The sequence below is a fragment of the Burkholderia sp. MSMB1589WGS genome, assembly GCF_001636105.1.
In the GTDB taxonomy this organism is placed as follows: domain Bacteria; phylum Pseudomonadota; class Gammaproteobacteria; order Burkholderiales; family Burkholderiaceae; genus Burkholderia; species Burkholderia humptydooensis.
On the sequence record NZ_LNJT01000001.1, the window covers coordinates 241,198 to 262,995 of the forward strand.

Annotated in this window: 18 protein-coding genes; 6 read left to right on the plus strand and 12 right to left on the minus strand. The window is 67.0% G+C overall.

Annotation, left to right across the window (positions count from 1 at the left end):
• Positions 1-3: 3 nt before the first annotated feature.
• From WT16_RS01120 to WT16_RS01145, 6 genes are all read right to left on the minus strand, one after another.
• Positions 4-1,242 (minus strand): transcriptional regulator, encoded by a 1,239-nt coding sequence (locus WT16_RS01120; protein ID WP_015601278.1) that lies wholly within the window; start codon positions 1,240-1,242, stop codon positions 4-6.
• Positions 1,243-1,308: 66 nt separating this feature from the next.
• Positions 1,309-2,631, minus strand: coding sequence for a type II and III secretion system protein family protein (locus WT16_RS01125; RefSeq protein WP_063532533.1), 1,323 nt, complete (start codon positions 2,629-2,631; stop codon positions 1,309-1,311).
• A gap of 63 nt (positions 2,632-2,694) precedes the next feature.
• Positions 2,695-3,606, minus strand: coding sequence for a Flp pilus assembly protein CpaB (gene cpaB, locus WT16_RS01130; protein WP_015602285.1), 912 nt, complete (start codon positions 3,604-3,606; stop codon positions 2,695-2,697).
• Between the two features lie 87 nt (positions 3,607-3,693).
• The gene (locus tag WT16_RS01135) at positions 3,694-4,161 is read right to left on the minus strand and encodes a TadE family protein (protein WP_006026552.1); all 468 of its coding nucleotides are present in this window, start codon (positions 4,159-4,161) and stop codon (positions 3,694-3,696) included.
• Positions 4,158-4,658 carry a prepilin peptidase gene (locus WT16_RS01140; protein WP_059929671.1) on the minus strand — a complete coding sequence of 167 codons (501 nt, stop codon included), beginning with the start codon at positions 4,656-4,658 and terminating at the stop codon, positions 4,158-4,160. The genes WT16_RS01135 and WT16_RS01140 overlap by 4 nt, the downstream gene beginning before the upstream one ends.
• Positions 4,659-4,739: 81 nt before the next feature.
• Positions 4,740-4,937 (minus strand): Flp family type IVb pilin, encoded by a 198-nt coding sequence (locus WT16_RS01145; RefSeq protein WP_006026550.1) that lies wholly within the window; start codon positions 4,935-4,937, stop codon positions 4,740-4,742.
• Between the two features lie 639 nt (positions 4,938-5,576).
• Here WT16_RS01145 and WT16_RS01155 point away from each other — a divergent pair.
• The 4 genes from WT16_RS01155 to WT16_RS01170 all read left to right on the plus strand — a co-directional run bounded on the left by WT16_RS01155 (position 5,577) and on the right by WT16_RS01170 (position 11,009).
• Complete coding sequence (locus WT16_RS01155; RefSeq protein ID WP_063532563.1) at positions 5,577-7,178, plus strand: collagen-like triple helix repeat-containing protein; 1,602 nt, start codon at positions 5,577-5,579, stop codon at positions 7,176-7,178.
• Between the two features lie 49 nt (positions 7,179-7,227).
• Positions 7,228-8,490 carry a collagen-like triple helix repeat-containing protein gene (locus WT16_RS01160; RefSeq protein WP_063532534.1) on the plus strand — a complete coding sequence of 421 codons (1,263 nt, stop codon included), beginning with the start codon at positions 7,228-7,230 and terminating at the stop codon, positions 8,488-8,490.
• A gap of 173 nt (positions 8,491-8,663) precedes the next feature.
• Positions 8,664-10,319, plus strand: a complete 1,656-nt coding sequence (locus WT16_RS01165; protein ID WP_197486445.1) for a ShlB/FhaC/HecB family hemolysin secretion/activation protein — start codon at positions 8,664-8,666, stop codon at positions 10,317-10,319.
• A gap of 228 nt (positions 10,320-10,547) precedes the next feature.
• Positions 10,548-11,009 carry a DUF2147 domain-containing protein gene (locus WT16_RS01170; RefSeq protein ID WP_009912631.1) on the plus strand — a complete coding sequence of 154 codons (462 nt, stop codon included), beginning with the start codon at positions 10,548-10,550 and terminating at the stop codon, positions 11,007-11,009.
• A gap of 147 nt (positions 11,010-11,156) precedes the next feature.
• Here the strand turns inward: WT16_RS01170 and WT16_RS01175 are convergent, their stop codons facing one another.
• The 6 genes from WT16_RS01175 to typA all read right to left on the minus strand — a co-directional run bounded on the left by WT16_RS01175 (position 11,157) and on the right by typA (position 20,936).
• Positions 11,157-11,567 carry a transposase gene (locus WT16_RS01175; protein ID WP_059929677.1) on the minus strand — a complete coding sequence of 137 codons (411 nt, stop codon included), beginning with the start codon at positions 11,565-11,567 and terminating at the stop codon, positions 11,157-11,159.
• A gap of 174 nt (positions 11,568-11,741) precedes the next feature.
• On the minus strand, positions 11,742-12,839 hold the full coding sequence (gene zapE, locus WT16_RS01180) for a cell division protein ZapE (protein ID WP_006026544.1): 1,098 nt from the start codon (positions 12,837-12,839) through the stop codon (positions 11,742-11,744).
• Positions 12,840-12,946: 107 nt separating this feature from the next.
• Complete coding sequence (gene lpdA, locus WT16_RS01185; RefSeq protein WP_015601780.1) at positions 12,947-14,377, minus strand: dihydrolipoyl dehydrogenase; 1,431 nt, start codon at positions 14,375-14,377, stop codon at positions 12,947-12,949.
• A gap of 99 nt (positions 14,378-14,476) precedes the next feature.
• The gene (gene odhB, locus WT16_RS01190; RefSeq protein ID WP_015601426.1) at positions 14,477-15,754 is read right to left on the minus strand and encodes a 2-oxoglutarate dehydrogenase complex dihydrolipoyllysine-residue succinyltransferase; all 1,278 of its coding nucleotides are present in this window, start codon (positions 15,752-15,754) and stop codon (positions 14,477-14,479) included.
• A 137-nt stretch (positions 15,755-15,891) separates the two neighbouring features.
• On the minus strand, positions 15,892-18,756 hold the full coding sequence (locus tag WT16_RS01195) for a 2-oxoglutarate dehydrogenase E1 component (protein ID WP_009912636.1): 2,865 nt from the start codon (positions 18,754-18,756) through the stop codon (positions 15,892-15,894).
• A gap of 353 nt (positions 18,757-19,109) precedes the next feature.
• A complete protein-coding gene (gene typA, locus WT16_RS01200) occupies positions 19,110-20,936 on the minus strand; it encodes a translational GTPase TypA (RefSeq protein ID WP_006026540.1) in 1,827 nt (608 codons plus the stop codon).
• On the opposite strand from typA, the gene WT16_RS34665 reads away from it, so the two are divergent.
• Together WT16_RS34665 and WT16_RS01205 are read left to right on the plus strand one after the other, a co-directional pair.
• A complete protein-coding gene (locus WT16_RS34665) occupies positions 20,889-21,029 on the plus strand; it encodes a pyridoxal-dependent decarboxylase (RefSeq protein WP_231892009.1) in 141 nt (46 codons plus the stop codon). The two genes, typA and WT16_RS34665, sit on opposite strands and share 48 nt — an antisense overlap.
• Before the next feature lie 200 nt (positions 21,030-21,229).
• On the plus strand, positions 21,230-21,727 hold the full coding sequence (locus WT16_RS01205; RefSeq protein WP_015601381.1) for a MarR family transcriptional regulator: 498 nt from the start codon (positions 21,230-21,232) through the stop codon (positions 21,725-21,727).
• The last annotated feature ends 71 nt before the right edge of the window (positions 21,728-21,798 follow it).

Consider the following 21,798-nt stretch of genomic DNA (forward strand, 5'->3'; position numbering starts at 1 on the left):
CTCTTACGACCGCTTGGAGGTGGGTTGAATGAAGCGCCTGAGCGCGGAAAAGCCGCCCGCCGGGCGCGGCGCGGCGGCCCCCGTGCCGCCCGTCGCGCGTTCGACGAGCGGCTCGAGCGCGCGCACGTAGGGATCGCGCTCGGCCGCGTCGACGATCAGCTTGCCTTGATTGGCCGCATGCCCGATCGGCACGCGCCGCGACGGCAACGTCGCGGCGAGCGCGAGGCCGAGGCGCTCGGCGATCTGCGCGGGCGCGAGGCCGAGCGCCGGATCGTACTGGTTCACGACGAGCCGCACGTTGTCCGTGTCGACGCCCGCGTCGCGCAGCGATTCCAGCAGCTCGGCGGCCGACACGACGGACGCGACGCCCTGGTCGCACAAGAGCCACGATTCGTCGGCCGCGTTCGCGGTCTGCGCGACGAAGTCGCGGTTCGAGAAGCCGCCCAGGTCGACGATCTGGCAGTCGAAGAACGCGCGCAGGCGGTTCAGCAGGCCGACGCACGACGCGTACGACACGTCGCGCAGCCCGGTCAGGCTCGGCGGCAGCGACGTCAGCGCGACGCCGCTCGGATGGCGCGCGAGCGCCGTGTTCACGAAGGTCCGGTCGAAGCGGCGCAGGTTGCGCACCGCCTCGACGAAATCGAATTCGCAGCGCGTGTTCAGGAACAGCGCGCCGTCGCCCGCCGGCAGGCCGAGATCGACGAGCGCCGTCTGGCGGCCGAGCGCAGCCGAGCGTTTTTGCACCAGCACCGACAGGTTCGCGGCGAGCGTGCTCGCGCCCATCCCGGCGCGCGCGCCGAGGAGCGCGATCAGCCGGCCGTGGCGGCTCGGCTGCTCGCCGACGTGATCGAGCAGCCCGCGCGTGATCCTGAGCGCGTCCTCGGCGGGCGCGGAAAAATCGATGAAGTCGCGCACGCCGGCGCGCAGCGCGGCGAGCGCGCTTTCCGGCTCGCCGAGCGAGCCGAGCGCGACGATCGGCAGCCCCGGATGCGACACCCGCACCGCGGCCGCCGCGGCGCTCGCCGCCTGCGCGCGGCCGCCCGAGAAATCGACGAAGACGAGCACCGGGTTGAGCCCGGCGATCCGCTGCGCGAGCGCCGCCGGCTCGAGCGGCGCGGACTCGACCGCGCCCGCCGAGACGAGCGTCTGCGCGAGCCAGCGCACGTGCTCGCCGTGAGGCGACGCGCAGACGAAGTAGTCGGTGACGGCGGGCTCAGCCAAGGATTGTGTTCTCGCGTTCATGGTGATGCATCCCGGTTGCGCGCCGCATCACGGCGCTCGCGCGTGCGCTGTCGTGGCGTCGCGCGCTCATTTCGAGAACCCCGGCCCTGCGTCCGGCGACAGCGCGCCGCCGAGATACGACCGCCACACCGGCCCGTCGCGCTGCTCGGACAGTTCACCGGGCGTCGCGGGCAGCGACGCGTTCTTCGCGATCGGCGCGACGAGATGCGGCGTCACGATGATCACGAGCTCCTTGTCGTTCTGCTGATAACTGAGGTGCTTGAAGAACGTGCCGATGATCGGCAGATCGCCGAGGAACGGCACCTTGTCGACGTTCGACGTCGTCTCGCGGTCGATCAGGCCGCCGATCACGAAGCTCTCGCCGTCGCCGAGCTCGACCGTCGTGTCCGCGCGGCGCGTCGTGAGCGCGGGCACCGTCACGCCGTTGATCGTGATCGAATGGACGAAGTCGAGCTGGCTCGATTCCGGCGCGACCTTCAGCGCGATCCGGCGCGGGCTCAGCACGGTCGGCGTGAGCGTGAGGCCGACGCCGTACGGCTTCCAGTCGATCGAGATCGTGCCGAGCGACTGCGGCACCGGCACCGGGATCTCGCCGCCCGCGAGGAAGCTCGCGCTCTGCCCGGACAGCGCGACGAGCGTCGGCTGCGCAAGCACGCGCGCGAGGTTGTTCGCCTCGAGGATCGACAGATCGGCGAAGAGGCCGCGCGTCGCGGAGCCGACGACGAGATTGAACGCGGACGCGATCGGAATGTTCGCCGACACCGACATCGACGACGTGCCGCCGCCCGTCACCGACGCGAGGCCGGCGGGCGCGAACGAGCCGAACGTGAAGCCGTTGTTCTGCTTGAAGAAGTTCAGGCCCGCCTGCTTGAGCACCGAGCGGCTGAACTCGACGACGCGCACGTCGACCTGCACGACGTTCTTGCCGCCGACCGTCGATGCGTCGACGACGCCGCCCTTGCCCGCCATTCCCTTGCCGACGGCGAGCGCGCGCGCATGCGCATCGAGCGTCGCGGCCGAGCCGGACACGACCGCCGTGCCGTCGTACGCCTTCACGCCCGGCGCGCCGCCGTCGAGGAGCGCGCGCGCCGAGCCGCTCACGACGTCGACCGTGTAGACCGCGGGCTCGTCGCGGCCGCGCTCCCACACCATCAGGCTCGTCGAGCCGGCCGCCTTTGCGACGAGCAGCACGCCGCCGCGCCCGCCCTTGATGACGAGCACGTCGGCGACGTTCGGATCGCCGATCGCGACCCGCTGCACGCCGCGCCCGACGGCAATCTGCCGCTGCGCGCCCGTCGTGAGCTCGATCGCCCCCATCTCGGCCGCCTGCGTGGCGAACGACAGCAACACGCCAAACGCCATCGTCCATGCAATCAGTTTATTTTTCATCGTGTCGGAGACCGGCGCGAGCCGGCCTTCCCCCTGCCGTCACTGTTCGAAACTGCTTGTCGATCAATAGGCGACCGTCTCGGCCCGCCCACCCCGGATTACCTCGATGCCGCCTCCCGCACGCGGCGCGGCCGCCGCCGTCACCCGCGCGGGCGCGGGCGCCGCGCGCGCCGTCTGCGCTGACGCGCCGCCGCCCGACAGCGCACTCAGCACGAGCCCCGCCGCCGCCTGGTTCGACGCCCCCGCGCCGCCCGGCGCGCGGATCGCCACCGTCTGGGCGGCGACATCCTCGTCGCGCGGGCTGCGCAGCGCGAGCACGAGCCGGCCGCTCGCCTCGGCGAGCGTCAGCGCGTCGACCTGCGCGGTCGGCACGGCGAGCACCGCGGTGCGCGCGCCCGCGCCCGTCGGGCCCGGCGTGCCGTCGCGATCGGCCGTCGCGTCGCCGAACGACAGCACGCGCACCCGCGACAGCAGCAGCCGCGCCTGCGTTTGCGCGATCTCGGCGCCGGTCGCGCCGAAGCCGCCTTCGCGCTTCAGGTTCACGAATACATCGACGAAATTGCCGGGACGCAGCCGGTTGCCGACCGCGTTCGTGTCGTCGACCTTGATCGCGACCGCGCGCTCGCCTGGCGCGATCTGATCGGCGAGGCCCGACATCAGCTCGCTCTCGAGCACCGGCGCCTGCGCGACGATGTCGCTCGCCGGGATGCGCCCCGTGACGAGCGTCGGATTCGGGAAGGCGCCGGCGATCGGCGTCGGCGTCTGCTGCACTTTCAGCGCATCGGCGGGAATGGGCTGCCCGGCGGGCAGCGCGCGCGCCGCGACGACGACGGGCACCATCGCCGTCGCGGCGGCGGGCGCGGCGGCAGGCGCGACGGGCGCCGGCTTGCGCCCGAGCACCCACGCGTATAGGCCGAGCAGGATCGCGATCCCGATCAGCAACACCGCGATGATCTTGGTCAGATGGTTGGCCATGATTGTTATCAGTGCAGCGGCAAGGAAAAACGTTGGAGAAAACCGGTGGCGCGCGGCGCGTCGGTCCGGCCTAGTCGATCGTGTTCTTCATATGATGTTCGTCGGATTGATCTGCACCGTCGCCCGGCTCGTCAGCGTGGTCGGCAGCACCGCGTCGAACAGCGCGACCGCCGGCACGAGCGGATTGGCCGCGTACGGATACGTGACCGTGACCTGGATGCAAAACATCGTCGAATCGTACGAGCACGTGTAGTTCGACGAAGTCGTGCACGTCGCGCCCGACAGCCAGCCCGTCAGATTGTTCGCGGCCGTGCACGCGGCCGCCGCGCGCAGGCCGAGCGCCGCCGCCTGGGTCTGCGCGACCTGATAGTTGAGCGCGGCGCGCGCGCCCTCCGTCGCGGCGAGCGTCAGGCTCTGCTGCGCGGCGAAGATCATGCCGTATGTCACGATCCCGTAGAGGATCAGAAAGAACAGCGGAAACAGGATCGCGAATTCGATCGCGGTCGCGCCGCGCTGGCGGCGCGGCGAGCGGAATCGGCCGAGCGCGCGCATCATCGCGTGCCTCCGGTGTGAATCAGATAGGCGAGCCACGCGGCGGCGGGCGCGACGAGAAACGCCGCATAAGGCGCGGAGCGGCGCGCGCCGAGCGCGAACGCGGGCGCGCCGTTGCGCCCGAGCGAGCCGAGCGGCGTGCGGGTCACGAGCATCAGGCCAAGCGCGTGGATGCCCGCCGCGACGCTCGCGACGATCCATAGCCGCGGCAACGCCGGCAGCCCGCACCACGCGCCGAGCACCGCGAATACCTTCACGTCGGCGGCGCCCATCACGCGCAGCGCGAAAAACGGAAAAAGGGAAACGAGACCGACTGTTGCGCCGACCAATGCGCCGGTCAATGTCGTTTCGAACGGATTTTGTCGGCAGGCTGTAAAAATGATAACGGCGGCGAAACCGGCGAGCACCAATTCATTGGGAATACGGCGATTGCGACAATCTGCAATTGCAACAGCCGCAGCCCAGGCGAAAAAGAATCCAATACTGAAGAGACGAATCATCTCAGCCCCAGCCGCCCAGCGACGTTTGCGGATTGCCGAAGCAATCCGCAATTCGTGGTCATGCGTAATTGGATGTGAAAGTCAGGCCGCCGGCAATTTGCTGGCGATCGTGCTGAACAGCGAGCTCAGATCGGTACCGACCGTGCCGACCGTCGTCGCGATGGCCACCGCGATAAGACCTGCGATCAACCCGTATTCGATCGCGGTCACCCCGGCCTCTTCCTTGAAGAAGCGATGCATCAGTTGTTTCATGTTGATCCTCGTGCCTTGAGTCTTCATTGGCCTTGCTTTTCGCTATCGGCCGACCTTGCCCCCGCCAGTCCGACTTTAATGCCGGCTCGGGCGGTTTCGTTATAACTCCTTTTTTCAAGAGTTTCTAACAATTTGATACAAGTTAACATTTATGTCGGCGGCGTCCCCCTCGTATTCCCTGATGTACTAGGTCGTACAAATAGCGCACGAGCGCATCTTATATCCGAACCCTTTTTTGTTCCACATTTTTCATCGATTTTGATCAGACACTATGACCGTGCGCACGCTTATTTTTACGATCTGTCGGTAGTCCTTACACATAAGGACTTACGATAGGTTAGATCTACATACCTAATTCATCAGTAAAACGCAGGGTTCAAATGTCGACGGCGCGCGACGCGTTTCTGTCGCACGTTACGCCGCATCCGTAACGCGCGCCATGCGGCGTTACGTTACGAACGCATAAAAACACGCCCTCGCCGCACCCGCCCCATCGTTTTTCCCGCGCCATCCCGCTCCGCCAAAACCCTTGTCTGACAAGGGTTTGCCGGATCTCGCCGCACGCACCGAAAAGATCGTCCAACGAAATGGCACGCCAGTTGCAGAGTAGTCGTGCGCAAGTGCGGCAAATCAAGCAACAGACAACACACCAATGCGAGGACGATGATGAACATCAGCACGATTTCCCATGGCACGCTCCGGACGACTTTGATCGCGGCCACCGTGGCAGCCATGCTTTCCCTTTCCGCGTGCGGCGGCTCCGGCTCGATCAGCAAGGGGCTCGACGGCTCGGGCTCGGGCAGCGGCAGCGGCAACGCGATTTCCACGACGGGGGACGGCGGCTCCGGCTCGGGCGGCACGAGCGGCTCGGGTTCGGGCGGCTCCGGCGGTTCCGGCTCGACGGGCGGCCTGTCGGGCGGCGGCGGCTCGACCTCCGGCGGCGGCTCCACGTCGGGCGGCGGTTCGACCTCGGGCGGCGGCTCCACGTCAGGCGGCGGCTCGACGACGTCGAGCATCAACGCACTCGGCACGATCGCCGGCAACACGGGCGGCATCGTCAGCGGCGCCGGCTCGACCGTGTCGGGTCTCGGCACCGTCGTCGGCAGCCAGACGCTGCCCGGCGTGAACCCGCAGACGACGCAGGCGCTCGGCGGTGTCATTCAGAGCCTCGGCGGCGCGGTCAGCGCGCTCGGCTCCGGCGTGACGAGCGGCATCGGCCAGCTCGGCTCGTCAACCAACCCGATCGGCACGACCGTCGCAAGCACGGGCGGCGTGGTCAGCCAGTTGGGCGGCGCCGTCACTCAGACGGGCAACCTCGTGACGAGCCTCGGCAGCGGCCCGCTCGCGCCGCTGTTGCCGCTCACGTCGCCGCTCGGCGGCGCGGTCAGCACGCTCGGCAACACGATCACCGCGGGCGGCACGACGCTCACCACCGCGCTGTCGACGGGCCCCGTCCAGCAACTGACGCAGACGGTCAGCTCGGCGATCACGCCGATCACGTCGATGGTCACGGGCACGACGCAGACGGTCGGCAACGTGACGGGCCTCGGCGCGCCCGCCAACACGCTGCTCGGCACGATCGGCGGAGGCCTGAACCAGGCCGGCGCGCTGATCACGAAGACGGGCAACAACCCGGTCACGACGGGCCTCGGCCAGACGGTGTCGGCAACCGGCAACACGATCACGTCGGTCGGCGGCCTGCTGACGGGCGGCACCGGCTCCACGAATCCGCTCGCGCCGATCACGGCCGCCGTCGGCGGCCTGACGGGCACGCTGAGCGGCGTCGGCGGCGCAACCTCGGGCACCCCGCTCGCGCCGCTCACGAACGTCGTGTCGACGGTCACGGGCGCGCTCTCGGGCGCTGCGGGCAGCGCAGGCTCGAGTTCGCCGCTCGCGCCGCTCACGAACATCGTGTCGACGGTCACGGGCGCGCTCACGAGCGCCGCGGGCAGCACAGGCGGCAGCAGCCCGCTCGCGCCCGTCACGGGCCTCGTGTCGACCGTCACGGGCGCACTCTCGGGCGCCACCGGCGGCGCGACGTCGACGAGCCCGCTCGCCCCCGTCACGAACCTCGTCTCGACCGCGACGGGCGCGCTCGGCGGTGCAACCGCCGCGCCGGCGACGGGTTCGACGACGACCGCGACGAACCCGGTCGCGAGCCTCACCGCGCCGCTGACCGGCGCGAGCAGCGGCACGGGCGGCTCGACCAACCTGCTGTCGCCCGTCACGTCGCTCGTCGGCGGCCTGCTCGGCGGCATCAAGAAGTAAAAGGGCCGGCGCCCATCCAGCATCAGAGAAGACAGCGAGGAGCAGCATCATGAACCAGCAACGTTTCGTCCCGTCATTCGCGCTCGCGGCCTGGCGCGTTCCGCTCACCGCGCTCGCAACCGCGTGCGTGCTCGCCGCGTGCGGCGGCAGCGACGTCACCGCGCCGCCGTCCGCCGGCGGCAGCACCAGCGGGACCAGCGGCACGAGTGGAACCAGTGGCACGAGCGGCACCAGCGGCACGGCGGGCACGTCGGGCGTCGTCAACACGCTCGGCAAGACCGCGACCGATCTCGGCAACACAATCGGCTCGACGAGCGTGCCGGGCCTCGGCAGCGGCGTCACCCAGGGCGTCGGCGCGACGGTCGGCAGCACGGGCGGCATCGTCAACGCCGCGGCGGATGCGCTCAGCAACGGCCTCGGCCAGATCGGCTCCACGCAGAATCCGGTCGGCACGACAGTCGCGGGCCTCGGCAACGTCGTGAGCGCGGCGAGCAACACCGTGCAGGGCCTCAGCCAGACCGTGCAGGCGCTCGGCACGGGCCCGCTCGCCCCGCTCTCGCCCGTCACGACGCCTGTCGCGGGCGCGCTCGCGACGGCCGCGAACGGCGTGAACGCGGCCGGCACGATGCTCGGCAACGCGCTGTCGACGGGGCCTGTCCAGCAGATCACGCAGCCGATCAGCTCCGCGGTCACGCCGCTCGTCATCACGGCGGGCCAGGTCACGCAGACGGTCGGCACGACGACGGGCGTCGGCCAGCCGGTGTCGGGCCTGCTGCAGCAAGTCGGCGGCGCGATCAGCTCGGCCGGCAAGCAGATCGCGGGCACGTCCCCGTCGCAGCCGCTCGTCGGCGACGTCGGCCAGCTCGTGTCGGCGGTCGGCAACACCGTGACGAACGCGGGCGGCCTCGTGAACCCGGCCGCACCGAACGGCGCGGCGCCGATCCCGGGCCTCATCACGAGCCTCGTCGGCGGCTCGACGGCAACGGTCGCGACCGGCTCGGGCACGAGCTCGGGCTCGACGCTCGGCAGCCCGCTGAGCGGCCTGCTGTCGAGCCTCGGCGGCGGCGCGCTGCCGACCAGCTCACTCGGCGGCAGCGCGGTGTCGGGCGGCGCGAGCAACCCGCTCGCGCCGATCACGAGCCTCGCGAGCGGCGGCACGAGCGCTGGTGCGAACCCGCTCGCGCCCGTCACCGGTTTGCTCAATCCTCTCACGGGCACGCTGTCCGGTTCGACGTCGTCGACGGGCGGCGCGACGGGGCTCCTCGCCCCTGTGACGGGTACGCTCGGCACGCTGGGCAGTTTCGGCAAGTGATGCGACATACCGCGCGCGCCTTCCGGCAAGGAGCGCGCGGCGCAGTGGCAGTCGCATAGAACAACGGAAGACCACGTTGCGCGGCCCGCCAGGCGCCGCGCAACGGCATTAGAAGATCACAAGCACAAAGAGGCCCACGAGGAATCACAATGAAATCCAGACACGATTCTTGGATGCTGCTGCTCGCGCTCGTCGCGGCCGCCGGTGCCGCGCATGCGCAAAGCCGCTCGGGCGGCAATCCGCTCGAAGCGCTGCCGCAGATCAACACGCCGAGCAAGCCGAGCGTGACCGTGCAGGTCGCGCCGCAGGAAGTCCAGGTGCAGGCGCTCCTCGCGCGCCATCTGACGCCGACCTCGTTCCAGGTCGAGGGCGTCAGGTCGATTCCGTTCGAAGAGATCTCGCAGCGCTTCACGCCGCTCGTCGGCAAGGACATCACGATCGGCCAGTTGATCGAGACGGCGAACGGCGTGACGAAGCTGTATCAGGAGCGCGGCTATGCGCTGTCGTTCGCGTTCGTTCCCGCGCAGACGTTCGAAGGCGGCGTCGTGCGCGTGACGGTCGTCGAGGGCTATGTCGCGAACCTGAAGATCACCGGCCGGCCCGGCGCGATGGAGCCGAAGGTGCGCGCGATCGCCGCGCACATCATGGACGACCGCCCGCTGCGCCGCGCGACGTTCGAGCGCTACGTGAACACGTTCGGCCTGCTGCCCGGCGTGACGGTGAAGGCAAACGTGCCGCCGCCGCAGAACACCGACGGCGCGACGACGCTCGAGCTCAACGTCGATCGCAAGCCGATCAACGTGAGCGCGGGCCTCAATACGAACAACCCAGGCGTACAAGGGCTTTTCACCGTGACCGAGAACGGCCTCACGTCGCTCGGCGAGCAGATGAGCATCTCCGCGCTGTTCCCGAAGGGGCCGAACAATCAGACGTACGTATCGTTCAGCGGCGCCGTGCCGATCGGCAGCAACGGCCTCGTCACGCGCCTCGACGCGAGCCACTACCGCGGCAATCCGTCCGTCGACCAGACCGTGCTGCCCAACGTGCAGCGCACCGTGATCAACGACAAGCTCGGCCTGTCCGCGTCGTATCCGCTGATGCTGAGCAACCAGCGCAGCCTGCTCGGCACGGTGTCGGGCTACGCGTCGCACAACGAAGACCGCTACCAGAACCGGAGCACGGGCGCGATGATCGGCCTGCGCTCGCAGGTGCGCGTGCTGCAGATGCAGCTCGACTACACGAGCGTGCAGCCGAAGCAGATGCAGAAGCTGAGCTTCAATGTGGCGAAGGCGTTCGACATTCTCGGCGCGTCGAAGTCGGGCTTCACGAACCTGCCGGGCGTCACCACGACGAACCCCGCCTCGACGACGTTCGTGCGCACGGGCGCGACGTTCGCGCAGACGAACGAGTGGCCGTTCAAGATCGGCTCGACCGTGCAGCTCACGGGCCAGTACAGCCCCGATTCGCTGCCGACCACCGAGCAGATCTCGTTCGGCGCGCAGCGTTTCGCGCTCGGCTATCAGCCGGGCGAGACGTCGGGCGATTCGGGATGGGGCGCGTCGTTCGAACTCAATCGCGCATTCACGCCGGGCTTCACGTACCTGAAGAACATCACGCCGTACATCGCGTACGACATGGCCCGCGTGTATCTGCATTCGGGCACGCCGGTGCCGCGCCGCCTGTCGTCGGTCGGGCTCGGCGTGCGCCTGACCGATAGCCGTTTCTACAATCTCGACGTGTCGATCGCGAAACCCGTCGGCGACGCGCCGATCGAAAGCGCGTCGCGCAGCCCGCGCGTGAACGCATCGTTCTCGTATCAGCTCTACTGACGTCCGCCCGCCCCGCTCGTTTGCGCTTCGCGGCCCGTCGCACGGCGGGCCGCGCGCGTTTGCATTTTTTCATTTTTGCATCGCACGTCGCCACTTCGATTAGAAGCACTTGTATCAAACGCCGCGCGCGGATTCACGTATTCTGCGCAAAGCTCGCATCCACCGCCGTCCGACGCAGACGGCCCGCGGGCTGACGAAAACGACATCGTGCGATCCAAGGAGGAAGACATGTTTCAAATGACTCGTTCACTGCGCTCGATCACCGTGGCAGGCGCACTTCTCGCATGCGCCGCGAGCGCGTTCGCTCAGGCGGACAGCCCGATCGGCACGTGGCAGACGATCGACGATCACACGGGCAAGCCGAAGGCGCTCGTGCAGATCACCGCAGACTCGGCCGGCGAGTTGTCCGGCAAGGTCCTCAAGGGCCTCGGCGAGAACGACACGCCGGACCGCCGCTGCACCGCGTGCACCGACGAGCGCAAGGATCAGCTCATCAAGGGCATGACGATCATCAAGGCGATGAAGAAGGACGGCGAAGGCTGGGACGGCGGCAACATCCTCGACCCGGAAAACGGCAAGGTCTACAAGTGCAAGATGAAGCTCGAGGAAGGCGGCCAGAAGCTCATCGTGCGCGGCTACATCGGCGTATCGCTGCTCGGCCGCTCGCAGACGTGGATGCGCGCTCAATAAGCCAAGCGCCCGTCTCCCGATGCACCGGTCGCCGCTTGCGCGCCGCGTCCCGCGAACGCCAGGCGGCAAAAGCGGCAAAAACAAAACCGGCCTCGCGCATCTGCGCGAGGCCGGTTTTTTCATGCGTGCGAGACGCCGCGCGCCGTGTCAGGCGATGTGCTCGAGCGAGTGTTCGTGACGCGGCGCGGGCGAGGTCGCCGTCGATGCCGCGCCGCTGCGCGCCTGCGCGGCCTTCGAGCGCGCATGCGTACGCATGCGCATCGCCATCAGCTCGCACAGATCGTCGCTCTGCGTGCCGAACAGCTCGACGAGCACGCGCTTCAACGCGCCGGATTCGTGCCACGCCTTGAAGCGGCGATGGCAAGTCTGATACGCGGGAAAGCGGCGCGGCATCGCCGACCAGTTCGCACCGCTGTAGATCACCCACAGCACGCCATTCAGCACCGCGCGCGTGTCCGCGAGCGGCCTGCCGCGCAATTCCTTGCGCGGACGCAGCTCGGGCAGCAATGGAGCGACGCGCTGCCACTCCTCATCGGTAATATCGCGATACGGCGTCATGTGCTTCTCCGTTCATGAAGAACATGACCGCAACGATATCGAGACGAACCGGCGTTGGATACACGACGCGCGCCGATTTAAGAATAGTTAATACCGAATTAACCGAAGTTAACCGTCTGCGCGCGTTTTCGAATTCGGGTCGGGTCGTTCGCGGCGCACGGCGCGCGAACCGGATCAGGTCAGCGACGTATCGATCAGGCGCCGCGGCGCCTCGAGATATTCCTTCGACTGCATCTCGACGATCCGCGAAACCGTGCGGCTGAATTCGTTCGCCATCGGTCCTTCGACGTACAGATCATCGGCCGCCACCGCGGCCGACATCAGCAGCTTCACCTTGTGGTCGTACAGCACGTCGATGAGCCACGTGAAGCGGCGCGCCTCGGACGCCATCCGCGGCGACATCTGCGGCACGTCGGACAGCACGATCGCATGGAAGCGGCTTGCGAGCTCGAGATAGTCGTTCTGCGAGCGCGGACCGCCGCAGAGCGTCGCGAAATCGAACCAGACGACACCGTCCGCACGGCGCAGCGCCTTGATCTCGCGCTTCTCGATGTGCAGGATCGGGTTCTCGTCCGGCACCGCGGCGAGCTGCGCGAACGCGTGGCGCAACTCGCGGTCGGCTTGCGCGCCGAGCGGCGTGTGATACATCCGCACCTGCGTGAGCGTGCGCTGCCGATAGTCGACGCCCGCGTCGACGTTCAGCACGTCGAGCCGCTCCTTCAGAAGCGCGATCGCGGGCAGCATCCGGTCGCGATGCAGGCCGTCCGGATACAGATCGTCCGGATCGTAGTTGGACGTCATCACGAACTGCACGCCGTTCGAGAACAGCCGGTCGAGCAGCCGGTACAGGATCATCGCGTCGGCGATGTCCGACACATGGAATTCGTCGAAGCAGATGAGCCGGTAGCGTTTCGCGATCCGGCGCGCGAGCTCGTCGAGCGGATCGGCCTGCCCTTTCAGCTCCTCGAGCTCGCGATGCACTTCGCGCATGAACTCGTGGAAGTGCAGCCGCGTCTTGCGCTGCACCGGCACGACCGCGTAGAAGCTGTCCATCAGGAAGCTCTTGCCGCGCCCGACGCCGCCCCACATGTAGACGCCGCGCGGCAGATCCGGGCGGATGACGAGTTTCTTGAACGCGTTCGAGCGGCGCGCCTTGTAGGCGACCCATTCGCCGTAGCAGCGCTGCAGGCGTTCGACCGCGGCGCGCTGCGCGGCATCGGACTGATAGCCGCGCGTCTTCAGCTCGTGCTCGTAGTATTCGGTGACATTCATCATGCAAGCCGGCAAAAAACGAAGGCGAGCGGAAAATCCCGCCCGCCTTCGCCGAGAAACTGCGCGGCCGGCCGCGAAGGCCGGCGCGCGGTGCTGCGCCGTCGCGCTTAGCTGTTGAGCGAGCGCTTGTCGACGGCGAGCGCCGCTTCGCGCATCACTTCGGACATCGACGGGTGCGGATGGCAGATGCGGGCAACGTCTTCCGACGCCGCCTTGAACTCCATCGCGACGACGGCTTCGGCGATCAGATCCGACGCGTTCGCGGCGATCACGTGCACGCCGAGCAGCTCGTCCGTCTTCGCGTCCGCGATCATCTTCACGAAGCCGTCCGGCGCGTTCATGCCGAGCGCGCGGCCGTTGATCGAGAACGGGAACCGGCCCGACTTGATCTCGCGGCCCTCGGCCTTCAGTTGCTGCTCCGTCTTGCCGACCCACGCGATTTCCGGATACGTGTAGATCACCCACGGAATGCAGTTGTAGTCGATGTGCGGCTTCTGGCCGTCGATCACTTCCGCGACCAGCACGCCTTCGTCTTCCGCCTTGTGCGCGAGCATCGGGCCGCGCACGACGTCGCCGATCGCGTACACGTTCGGCACCGCGGTGCGGCAGTGGTCGTCGACGTCGATGAAGCCGCGCTCGTTCGCCTTCAGGCCGATCGCCTCGAGGCCGAGGTTCTCGGTGTTCGGCACGCGGCCGACCGACACGATCAGGCGGTCGGCGTCGAGCGTCTTCGCGTTGCCGTCCTTGTCCGTGTAAGCGATCGACACGCCGTTCGCGCCCGTCTTCACTTCGTCGATCTTCACGCCGAGGTGGATGTCGAGGCCCTGCTTCTTGAACAGCTTCGCCGCTTCCTTCGCGAGCGCCTCGTCGGCCGCGCCGAGGAACGCCGGCAGCGCTTCGAGCACCGTCACTTCGGCGCCGAGGCGCCGCCACACCGAGCCGAGCTCCAGGCCGATCACGCCCGCGCCGATCACGGCGAGCTTCTTCGGCACCGTGTCGAACGTCAGCGCGCCTTCGTTGTCCGCGACGATCTTGTTGTCGACCGGCACGTTCGGCAGGTGACGCGCCTTCGAGCCCGTCGCGATGATCACGTTCTTCGCGGTGACGACTTCGGTCTCGCCTTCGCCGCTCACTTCGATCGTGACGCCGGCGTCGGTCTTGCCGGTGAACTTGCCGTGGCCCTTGAGCCACGTGATCTTGTTCTTCTTGAACAGGAACTCGATCCCGCCCGTCATCTTCTCGACGATCCCGTCCTTGCGCGCGAGCATCTTCGCGACGTCCATCTTCACGCCGTCGACGCTGATGCCGTGGTCGGCGAGGTGGTGCTGCGCGTTCTCGAATTCCTCCGACGACGCGAGCAGCGCCTTCGACGGGATGCAGCCGACGTTCAGGCACGTGCCGCCCAGCTTCAGCGCGCCGGCCGGGTTCTTCCATTTTTCGATGCAGGCAACCGTTTTGCCCAGTTGAGCGGCACGGATCGCGGCGATATAGCCGCCCGGGCCCGCGCCGATCACGACGACGTCAAATTCCTTCGACATGACAATCCTTTGATTTGGCTCCGGCAAGCCGAGCAGGCGCCTCGCAATGGGCGCCCGCGCGGCCCGCCGAAGCGGTTCGATACGGTGAGAAAAGCGTGCTTACAGGTCGAGCAGCAGGCGCGCCGGGTCTTCGAGCGCGTCCTTCATCGCGACGAGCGACAGCACCGCTTCGCGGCCGTCGATGATCCGGTGGTCATACGACAGCGCGAGATAGTTGATCGGACGGATCACGATCTGGCCGTTCTCGACGACCGGACGTTCCTTCGTCGCATGCACGCCGAGGATGGCCGACTGCGGCGGGTTGATGATCGGGGTCGACAGCATCGAGCCGAACACGCCGCCGTTCGAGATCGAGAACGTGCCGCCCGTCATTTCCTCGATCGACAGCTTGCCGTCCTTCGCCTTCTGGCCGAATTCGGCGATCTTCTTCTCGATGTCGGCGAGGCTCATCTGATCCGCGTTGCGCAGGATCGGCACGACGAGGCCGCGCGGCGAACCGACCGCGATGCCGATGTCGAAATAGCCGTGATAGACGATGTCGTTGCCGTCGATCGACGCGTTCACGAGCGGGAACTTCTTCAGCGCGTGGACGGCCGCCTTCACGAAGAACGACATGAAGCCGAGCTTCACACCGTGTTCCTTCTCGAACTTGTCCTTGTACTTCGCGCGCAGATCCATCACGGGCTGCATGTTCACTTCGTTGAACGTCGTCAGGATCGCGTTGGTCTGCTGCGATTCGAGCAGACGCTCGGCGATACGCGCGCGCAGGCGCGACATCGGCACGCGCTGCTCCGGACGGTCGTTGAGCCACGTCGTCGCCGACGCCGGCACCTTCACTTCCGGCAGCGACGGCTTCGCCGCGGCCAACGCCTGCGCGGGGGCCGCCGCGGCCTTCGGCGCGCTGCCCGCGGACAGCACGTCGCCCTTCGTGATGCGGCCGTCGCGGCCCGAGCCTGCGACGTCGGCCGCGCCGATGCCCTTCTCGGCCATCAGCTTCGATGCGGCGGGCGATGCGGCCGCGGCGCTCGACGCGGCGGCGGCAGCCGGCTGCGCGGCGGGCGCCGGCGCGGCGGCGGGAGCGGCGGCCGGCTTGACTTCGGCGGCGCCTGCCGCGGCTTCGGCCGCGCCCGCCTTCGCTTCGGTGTCGATCGTCGCGATCACCTGGTCGGCGACGACCGTGTCACCGTCGTTCTGCAGCACTTGCGCGAGCACGCCCGCGGCGGGCGCCGGCACTTCGAGGACGACCTTGTCGGTCTCGAGCTCGATCAGGATTTCGTCTTGTGCGACGGCTTCGCCGGGCTTCTTCTTCCACTGCAGCATGGTCGCTTCCGAAACCGACTCCGAAAGCTGGGGGACTTTGACTTCTACGATAGCCATGTGAATTTCCTGGATGCTTAATCTGGGTAATGACGAGACGTCCGCATGCGCTGCCGGGTATCGCGGCGCGCGTCGCGCGCGGGCGCCCGACAGCGCGCGGGAAAGCGCGCCGCGCCTTCCCGCTTCGCTACGTCTCTTTATTTCGCGACCGATGCGCTCTTCAAGCGGCCGAATGCGCCTTCGATGAGGGCCTTCTGCTGCTCGTAGTGCTTCGCGTAATAGCCGACGGCCGGCGAGGCGGAAGCCGGGCGGCCGCTGTACGCGAGCTTCTGCCCTTCCTTCATGCCTTCCTTCAGGTGGTGTTCGACATAGAACCACGGCCCCTGATTTTGCGGCTCGTCCTGCACCCAGACCACTTCCGTCGCGTTCTCGTACTTCTTCATTTCCGCTTCGAACTGCTTGTGCGCGAACGGATAGAGCTGCTCGATCCGCACGATCGCGGCGTCGTTCGCCTTCGCTTCACGGCGATGCGCGACGAGGTCGTAGTACACGCGGCCCGAGCACGCGATCACGCGCTTGACCTTCTTCGCGTCGATGCCGCCGTCGACTTCGCCGAGCACCGGCTGGAACGAACCCTTCGCGAGCTCCGACAGATCCGACACAGCTTCCTTGTGGCGCAGCAGCGACTTCGGCGTCGCGACGATGAGCGGCTTGCGGAACAGGCGGATCATCTGGCGGCGCAGCAGGTGGAAAATCTGCGCGGGCGTCGTCGGCTGGACGACCTGCATGTTGTGCTCCGCGCACAACTGCAGATAGCGCTCGATGCGCGCCGACGAGTGCTCCGGACCCTGGCCTTCATAGCCGTGCGGCAGCAGCATCGTGAGGCCCGACACGCGGCCCCACTTCACTTCGCCCGACGAGATGAACTGGTCGATCACCACCTGCGCGCCGTTCGCGAAATCGCCGAACTGCGCTTCCCACAGCACGAGCGTGTTCGGCTCGGCGGTCGAGTAGCCGTATTCGAAGCCGAGCACCGCCTCTTCGGACAGCACCGAGTCGATCACGTTGAACTTCGCCTGGCCTTCCGAGATGTTCTGCAGCGGCACGTACGTGCCGTCGTTCCAGCGCTCGCGGTTCTGGTCGTGCAGCACCGCATGACGGTGCGTGAACGTGCCGCGGCCCGAATCCTGGCCCGTCAGGCGCACGGCGTAGCCGGACGCGACGAGCGATGCGTACGCGAGGTGCTCGCCCATGCCCCAGTCGAGGGGCTGATCGCCGCGCGCCATGTTGCGGCGGTCGTTGATCACGCGCTCGACGAGCGGGTGGACCTTGAAGTTTTGCGGCACCGTCGTGATGCGTTCGCCGAGGCGCTTCAGCTCGGCGAGCGGCACCGCGGTGTCGGCGGCGTCCGTCCACTTGCGGTTCAGGAACGGCATCCAGTCGACCGCGTACTTGCTCTTGTAGTTCGACAGCACCGGATCGACCGTGTGGTGGCCGTCGTCCATCGCCTTGCGGTACGCCTTCACGAAGCCGTCGGCGTCCTCGGCGCTGATCACGCCCTGCTGCGCAAGCTTCTCCGCGTACAGCGCGCGGGTGCCCGGGTGCTGAGCGATCTTCTTGTACATCAGCGGCTGCGTGACGGCCGGCGTGTCCTGCTCGTTGTGCCCGAGCTTGCGGAAGCAGACGATGTCGATCACGACATCCTTGTGGAACTGCATCCGGTAGTCGATCGCGATCTGCGTCGCGAGCACGACCGCTTCCGGATCGTCGCCGTTCACGTGCAGCACCGGCGCCTCGATCATCTTGACGACGTCCGTGCAGTACAGCGTCGAGCGCGCGTCGCGCGGGTCCGACGTCGTGAAGCCGATCTGGTTGTTGATGACGATGTGCAGCGTGCCGTGCGTGCCGTAGCCGCGCGTCTGCGCGAGGTTCAGCGTTTCCATCACGACGCCCTGGCCGGCGAACGCCGCGTCGCCGTGGATCTGCACGGGCAGCACCTGCAGGCCGTCGGCGTCGCCGCGGCGGTCCATCCGCGCCTTCGCGGAGCCCTCGACCACCGGGTTCACGATTTCGAGGTGCGACGGGTTGAACGCGAGCGACAGGTGGACCGGGCCGCCTTCCGTCGCGATGTCGGACGAGAAGCCCTTGTGGTACTTCACGTCGCCTGCCGGCAGGTCGTCGACGTGCTTGCCCTCGAATTCGGCGAAGAGATCCGCCGGCATCTTGCCGAGCGTGTTCACGAGCACGTTCAGACGGCCGCGGTGCGCCATGCCGATGACGATTTCCTGCACGCCCTTCGAGCCTGCGCGCTGGACGACTTCGTCCATCGACGCGATGAAGCTCTCGCCGCCTTCGAGCGAGAAGCGCTTCTGGCCGACGTACTTCGTGTGCAGATAGCGCTCGAGGCCTTCGGCGGCCGTCAGGCGGTTCAGGATGTGCTTCTTCTTGTCGGCCGAGAAGTTCGGCGTCGCGCGGCTCGACTCGAGGCGCTCCTGCCACCAGCGCTTCTGCTCGGGATCGCTGATGTACATGAATTCGACGCCGATCGTGCCGCAGTACGTGTCGCGCAGCCCCTTGACGATGTCGCGCAGCGACGCCTGCTCGAACCCGAAATACAGGTTGCTCGCGCTGAACGTCTGGTCGAGGTCGGCTTCGGAGAAATCGTAGAACGCGGGTTCCAGCTCGGGAATCGCGGGGCGTTCGCGGCGCTTCAGGGGATCGAGGTTGGCCCATTGCGAGCCGAGGAAGCGATACGCGCTGATGAGGGACTGAACGTGGACTTGCTTGCGGGCGGTGGCGAGGTTGCCGCCGCTTTCGCGCGGGATGAAAGCGTTGGCTTTCGCGCGCTGGGCGAACGACTCTACGATCGGGTTGTGGGCCACGTCGCTCGCGCTCGAACCATCGGTTGCGGGGACGTTTTGCAGCGCATCGAAATATTCGCGCCAGTTGTCCGGCACCGACGCCGGGTTATCCAAATAGGCTTCGTACAGTTCTTCAACATACGAAGCATTGCCGCCGAACAGATACGAGTTCAGCTGGAATTGCTTCATTACATCTGACATTTGACGCTCACCTTTCTTCGAGCTTCTCGAGAAATAGCGGGTTACTCAACCTTCCGCGACACGGCCTGACCGTTTAGCGGATTGCGCGAATCAAGTCTTGCTTGGAAGGACCTAAAACTTGCGTGCGCGCAGCATAGCACAGAAAACCCTGCGGCGAGCGCGGCGATAGCGCCCTGAAAGCCCGCTGCGACGGGCTTTCGCGGGCATCGCGCGCATTCCCGAGCACGCATGAAACACAGTTTTTCAACCGGCGCGCCCGCCACCCGTCGGCGCATGCAAAAAAGCCGCCCGAAGGCGGCTTTCGAGATGCGCGGCGAATGCGGCGCGACGCCCGGACGATGCCCGGCGCACGCTCAGCCGGCCTCGGCCTCGCGGCTCGCGCGGCGGCGCTCGTGCTCCTTCAGGTGGCGCTTGCGCAAGCGGATCGACTGCGGCGTCACTTCGACGAGCTCGTCGTCATCGATGAATTCGACTGCGTATTCGAGCGACATCTGGATCGGCGGCACGAGACGCACCGCTTCGTCGGTGCCCGACGCGCGCACGTTGGTCAGTTGCTTGCCCTTGATCGGGTTCACGACGAGGTCGTTGTCGCGGCTGTGAATGCCGATGATCATGCCCTCGTAAAGCGCGTCGCCCGGCTTCACGAACATGCGACCGCGATCCTGCAGCTTCCAGAGCGCATACGCTACCGCCGCGCCGTCGTCCTGCGAGATCAGCACGCCGTTGCGGCGCTCGCCGACCGAGCCTTCCCTGACAGGCGCGTACGAATCGAAGATATGGCTCATCAGGCCCGTGCCGCGCGTAAGCGTCAGGAATTCGCTCTGGAAGCCGATCAGGCCGCGCGCCGGAATCCGGTACTCGAGACGCGTGCGGCCGCGCCCGTCCGACACCATGTCGAGCATTTCACCCTTGCGGCGCCCCAACTCCTCCATCACGCCGCCCTGATGCTCGTCCTCGAGATCGACCGTCAGCAGCTCGTACGGCTCGTGCTTGACGCCGTCGACCTCCTGCATCACGACGCGCGGACGCGACACCGCGAGCTCGTAGCCTTCGCGGCGCATGTTCTCGACGAGGATCGTCAGGTGCAGCTCGCCGCGGCCCGACACTTCGAACACGGTTTCGTCGCCCGTATCCTTCACGCGCAGCGCGACGTTGTGGTTCAGCTCCTTCATCAGGCGATCGCGGATCTGGCGGCTCGTCACGAATTTGCCTTCGCGGCCGGCGAGCGGCGACGAATTGACGAGGAAGTTCATCGTCAGCGTCGGCTCGTCGACCGTGATCATCGGCAGCGCTTCAGGCGCTTCGACCGCGCAGATCGTCGCGCCAATGCCGACGTCCTCGATCCCGTTGATGAGAACGATGTCGCCCGCCTCGGCCGACTCGACCTGCACGCGCTCGAGCCCCTTGAACGACAGCACCTGGTTGATCTTGCGGTTGAGCACCTCGCCTTCCGGGCCGAAGCGCATCACGACCGGCTGGCCCGGCTTGATGCGCCCGCGCGTGATGCGGCCGACGCCGATCCGGCCGACGTACGTCGAGTAGTCGAGCGACGTGATCTGCAGTTGCAGCGGCGCCTCCGGATCGGCCGGACGCACCGGCACGTGCTGGAGGATCGCCTCGAACAGCGGACGCATGTCGCCGTCGCGCGCGGCCGGATCGAGCGACGCGTAGCCGTTCAGGCCCGACGCGTAGACTACGGGGAAGTCGAGCTGCTCCTCGGTTGCGCCGAGCTTGTCGAACAGGTCGAAGGTCTGGTTGATCACCCAGTCGATCCGCGCGCCCGGGCGGTCGACCTTGTTGACGACGACGATCGGCTTCAGGCCGAGCGCGAGCGCCTTCTTCGTCACGAAGCGGGTCTGCGGCATCGGGCCCTCGACCGCGTCGACGAGCAGCAGCACCGAGTCGACCATCGACAGCACGCGCTCCACTTCGCCGCCGAAGTCCGCGTGCCCGGGCGTGTCGACGATGTTGATGTGCGTGCCTTCGTACTCGACCGCGCAGTTCTTCGCGAGGATCGTGATCCCGCGCTCCTTTTCGATGTCGTTCGAGTCCATCACCCGTTCTGCGACCTGCTGGTTCTCGCGGAAGGTGCCGGACTGGCGAAGCAGTTGGTCGACGAGCGTCGTCTTGCCGTGGTCGACGTGGGCGATGATGGCGATGTTGCGAAGGGCGCGGGTCATAGAAACCTGAAAACGGATGGAACGCGCAAGCGCGCGCACACCGTTTTGCCCGATGCGCGCGCGATTTGCAGCTTGGAAAGCCTGAAATTATAGCACGCCAAGATGTCGCGAGCGGCGCACTCCGTTGCAGCGCGGCATCGACGCCACCCTGCGCGCGAGGCCATTGATGAGCCCACTCGCGTCAGGGCCATTTTTGCAACTCTGCAACCAAATCGCGCTTCAATTAACATTTGCCGCAGCAACTATTCGCGTTATACTGCTGCCTAGTCAACTATTGCAGCCTCAGAGAATTTATGTCGGATCCCTCTTCCCCGCGGCCCGATCAGGATCTGGCCCTGTACCAGATCAACGACAGCGTCGGCTACCTGATGTCGCGCGTGAAATCGCTGATGACGAACATGGTCACGCAGCGCACGCAAACCGAGCTCGGCATCACCGGCACGCAGGCGACGATGCTGTTCATGCTCGCCGTCGGCAAATGCTCGACGGCGGCCGAGCTGGCGCGCGAGTACGGCATCGACGCGAGCGCGATCACGCGGCTGCTCGATCGCGTCGAGAAGCGCGGCTTGCTGCAGCGAGTGCGCAGCAGCGAAGACCGGCGCGTCGTGCGGCTCGAGCTGACCGACGAGGGACGCGAACTCACGAGGCGCATGCCGGTGATCTTCCGCAGCGTGCTCGATCAGGTGCTCGACGGCCTCACGCCCGAGGAAGTCGGCTTCCTCAAGAGCATGCTGCGCCGCATTCTCGTGAATTCGGGCGAATGCCCTGGCGCGACCGGAAGCCCGTCATAAATATTGCCGCAACAATTAATTTAGACAGATAAATGTAAGGAAATCCTTGCAGTGTCCATTATTCATTCCGA

What these genes read in the sequence shown, in the direction of transcription:
- WT16_RS01120 (WP_015601278.1), bottom strand. Translation starts at nt 1,242, where the DNA reads ATGAACGCGAGAACACAATCCTTGGCTGAGCCCGCCGTCACCGACTAC.
- WT16_RS01145 (WP_006026550.1), bottom strand. Translation starts at nt 4,937, where the DNA reads ATGAAGACTCAAGGCACGAGGATCAACATGAAACAACTGATGCATCGC.
- WT16_RS01155 (WP_063532563.1), top strand. Translation starts at nt 5,577, where the DNA reads ATGAACATCAGCACGATTTCCCATGGCACGCTCCGGACGACTTTGATC.
- WT16_RS01165 (WP_197486445.1), top strand. Translation starts at nt 8,664, where the DNA reads ATGCTGCTGCTCGCGCTCGTCGCGGCCGCCGGTGCCGCGCATGCGCAA.
- WT16_RS01195 (WP_009912636.1), bottom strand. Translation starts at nt 18,756, where the DNA reads ATGTCAGATGTAATGAAGCAATTCCAGCTGAACTCGTATCTGTTCGGC.
- WT16_RS01160 (WP_063532534.1), top strand. Translation starts at nt 7,228, where the DNA reads ATGAACCAGCAACGTTTCGTCCCGTCATTCGCGCTCGCGGCCTGGCGC.
- WT16_RS01170 (WP_009912631.1), top strand. Translation starts at nt 10,548, where the DNA reads ATGTTTCAAATGACTCGTTCACTGCGCTCGATCACCGTGGCAGGCGCA.
- WT16_RS01140 (WP_059929671.1), bottom strand. Translation starts at nt 4,658, where the DNA reads ATGATTCGTCTCTTCAGTATTGGATTCTTTTTCGCCTGGGCTGCGGCT.
- cpaB (WP_015602285.1), bottom strand. Translation starts at nt 3,606, where the DNA reads ATGGCCAACCATCTGACCAAGATCATCGCGGTGTTGCTGATCGGGATC.
- WT16_RS01175 (WP_059929677.1), bottom strand. Translation starts at nt 11,567, where the DNA reads ATGACGCCGTATCGCGATATTACCGATGAGGAGTGGCAGCGCGTCGCT.
- odhB (WP_015601426.1), bottom strand. Translation starts at nt 15,754, where the DNA reads ATGGCTATCGTAGAAGTCAAAGTCCCCCAGCTTTCGGAGTCGGTTTCG.
- typA (WP_006026540.1), bottom strand. Translation starts at nt 20,936, where the DNA reads ATGACCCGCGCCCTTCGCAACATCGCCATCATCGCCCACGTCGACCAC.
- WT16_RS01125 (WP_063532533.1), bottom strand. Translation starts at nt 2,631, where the DNA reads ATGAAAAATAAACTGATTGCATGGACGATGGCGTTTGGCGTGTTGCTG.
- WT16_RS01135 (WP_006026552.1), bottom strand. Translation starts at nt 4,161, where the DNA reads ATGATGCGCGCGCTCGGCCGATTCCGCTCGCCGCGCCGCCAGCGCGGC.
- lpdA (WP_015601780.1), bottom strand. Translation starts at nt 14,377, where the DNA reads ATGTCGAAGGAATTTGACGTCGTCGTGATCGGCGCGGGCCCGGGCGGC.
- zapE (WP_006026544.1), bottom strand. Translation starts at nt 12,839, where the DNA reads ATGAATGTCACCGAATACTACGAGCACGAGCTGAAGACGCGCGGCTAT.
- WT16_RS01205 (WP_015601381.1), top strand. Translation starts at nt 21,230, where the DNA reads ATGTCGGATCCCTCTTCCCCGCGGCCCGATCAGGATCTGGCCCTGTAC.